The following is a 2,706-nucleotide window of genomic DNA, read 5'->3' on the forward strand; positions in this document are numbered from 1 at the left end:
ACCACGTGCTCACGCCGGGCTCTTCGACCTGGTCGGCCTCGTAGAAGGGGTTCCAGCGGTCGCCGATGCCCATCTCTTCGTCGGGCCCGGTGTTGTAGTACTTCCACTTCTGTTCGCCGGTGTTGAGGTCGAAGGCCGCCACCCAGCCGCGGATGCCGCGCTCGCCGCCCTCGTTGCCGATGATGACGTTGTCGCCGACCACCAGCGGGGCACCGGTCGTGGTCTCGGTGATGCTCAGGTCGACGACCGAGCTGTTCTGCCAGACGACCTCACCGGTCTCGGCGTCCAGCGCGAAGAGCTGGCCGTCGAGGGTGGTGAAGATGATCTTGCCCTCGGCGTAGGTCAGACCGCGAGACTGCGCGCCGCAGCAGGCCGTGGCCTGCTCGAGGCCGGGCATCTCGGGGCGGAAGGACCACTTGAGGACGCCCGGGTTGACCAGGTCGATCGCGTAGACGGTGTTCGGCTTGGGCGTGAGGAGGTACATGGTGTCGCCGACCACGAGGGGCGGCGCCTCCATCGAGTCCGTGACGCCGAGCTGGAACGTCCACTTGACCTGGAGGTTGCGGACGTTGAACGTGTTGATCCTGTCCAGCGGGCTGAAGTTGTTGCCGTTGTAGTTGACGTTGGCCATCGCGACCTGGCCCGGGTCTTGCTGGATCCGTAGCAGGTCTTGGTTGGCCATGGCGGTGCCGAGCAGGGCTACGGCCACCGTGCCGAGCAAGACGTTGCGCCATGCGCGCTGCGAGCTTGGCTGCATCGTGGTGTGATCCCTCCCTTTCCGATGGTGGTGCTTCACTACTGCGTGGCGGCCCGGTCCAGTCGCCACTCCGAACCCCCCGGGACTCAGCGCGCGGCTGCTACCTCCTCCGCGAGAACCGCGCCGAACTCATTGCCCCAGGAGTTGCGGACGAAGGTCAGTACCGCCGAGATCTGGTCGTCGCTGAGGACGTTCCTCCAGGCGGGCATGCCGTGATCGATGAACCCGTTCAGCACCCGGTCCACCACGTAGTCCTTGTCGCCGAGGGCGTCGTTGCCCGCGAAGCGAGGGCCGATGAGCCCCTGGCCCTCCGCCCCATGGCAGACCGCGCAGTTCGACGAGAAGACGAGCTCACCCTGCTCCATGAGGGCCGCCATCTGCTCCTCGGGGAGCGTGACGACCTCGGCGGCAGCCTCTTCGGTGACGGCTTCGCCGGCGGGCGAGACGAGGAAGAACTGGTCGCCCAGGGCTTGACCCCGCGTGTGTCCCGGCTCGGCGTCGCGCCTGAAGGTGTAGAGAGGGTGACCGCCGTAGGTGACCTGCAGCGTGCCGTCGGCCCGCTCGATCGTGCCGACGAGGGAGGCGTCGAGGCCCTCGCCGACCGTCGGCGCCTCGCCGGCCGCGACGGTCACGGGCGGCCAGTTGTTGGTGCAGGCGTCGACACAAGCGCTGGCGCCGCCCTCGTCGAGGAGGTAGAGGTAGACGCTCCGACCCTCCTCGGTCACGAGGTGCTCGCCCCAGCGTGCGTCGGTGGAGAGCTTCAGGGTCGCGCTCGTCGCCTGGGCGAAGACGTCGCCGGCCAATGCGGCGAACCCCAGACAGAGCGCGGCTAGGAGCGTGGGACCATGCTTCTTCACAGCTTCAGGCCTCCGGGTGGCTCGTGGATTCCTCGCACGAGCGAAGGCCTCGGGCTGCCCGTGACAAGTGTGCGGCCACCTCAACGAATCTGACGGGCGTGACGAAGGGAACCGACCCTTGCCGTGTGCGCGCCTCGGGTACATCGTATATCGGGACGTTTGTCCCTGGCAATGCGGAGCGGACCGTGCCGCGCGCGGCGCGTAGCCCGATCACCTGGCGAAGGTCTTCCGGCGTGCTACTATCTACCTTTGCGCTTCCCGGGGATGGGCCGGACGGCCGTGGAGAGTACACACCCCGTGGCGAAGCGACCCGGAGCTGCGCCCGGACGTGCCGGGTGCGCACCTCGAGCGTGTCGAGTTTCGTGGCGAGCGGGCGGGCGCTCGCGTGTGTGAGGAGACAGGGTGGCCAAGTCCAGGGACAAGAACGTCGACGAGGCCCTAGCGGCCACGGCAGCCGCCGAGGCGGCGTCCGCCGGCGCCGCGGCCGACAAGGGCAAGGGCGCCGGGGCGAAGGGCGCCGCTGGCAGGTCCGCGGCCAAGGCCGACGGGGCCGCGAAGAAGGCGAGCGAGAAGAAGGCCGCTGGCTCGCAGGCCGGCGCCGAGGGCAAGCCCGCCAAGTCGGAGAAGGCCGCGCCCGCCGCGGCGGACGGTGCCGCTAAGGCCTCCGCCAAGAAGGCGAGCGGCGCCAAGGGCGAGGGCGCGAAGACCGCTCCCAAGAGGACTGAGGACGCCAAGGCCTCGGACAAGAAGGCCGCGGCGGCGAAGCCCGCCGCCAAGGAGGCCGGCGAGGCGCGGAAGCGGGACGCGGGGAAGGGCGGCACGGCGAGCGGAACCGCGCAGGAGGCGCCCGCGGGCCCGGCGTGGCTCGCCACCGAGCCCATCCAGACGCTCCTCGAGCGCGGCCGCGAGCAGGGCTCGCTAGACACCGAGGAGATCAGCGACGCGTTCCGACGCGCCGTCGAGAGCCTCGACCTCGACCCCGAGGAGCAGAACTTCGAGGACCTCATGGAGGTGCTCGAGAAGCGCGGCATCCTCGTGGCCGACCTCGCCGAGGACGAGATGCTCGACGAGGACGAGATCGACGAGGACGAG

At 69.5% G+C, this 2,706-nt stretch carries 3 protein-coding genes; 1 reads left to right on the forward strand and 2 read right to left on the reverse strand.

The genetic code is table 11. The features are described 5' to 3' along the window. Window positions 1-757, reverse strand: a 757-nt coding sequence (locus tag VF202_15920; protein HEX7041605.1) for a PQQ-binding-like beta-propeller repeat protein, incomplete at its 3' end; no start/stop codon positions are given. An 86-nt stretch (window positions 758-843) separates the two neighbouring features. Continuing rightward, window positions 844-1,614, reverse strand: coding sequence for a c-type cytochrome (locus VF202_15925; protein HEX7041606.1), 771 nt, complete (start codon window positions 1,612-1,614; stop codon window positions 844-846). Window positions 1,615-2,016: 402 nt separating this feature from the next. On the opposite strand from VF202_15925, the gene VF202_15930 reads away from it, so the two are divergent. Next, a partial coding sequence (locus VF202_15930) for an RNA polymerase sigma factor region1.1 domain-containing protein (protein HEX7041607.1) occupies window positions 2,017-2,706 on the forward strand: 690 nt, incomplete at its 3' end.

It is taken from the genome of Trueperaceae bacterium (genome assembly GCA_036381035.1).
Classification (GTDB): domain Bacteria; phylum Deinococcota; class Deinococci; order Deinococcales; family Trueperaceae; genus DASRWD01.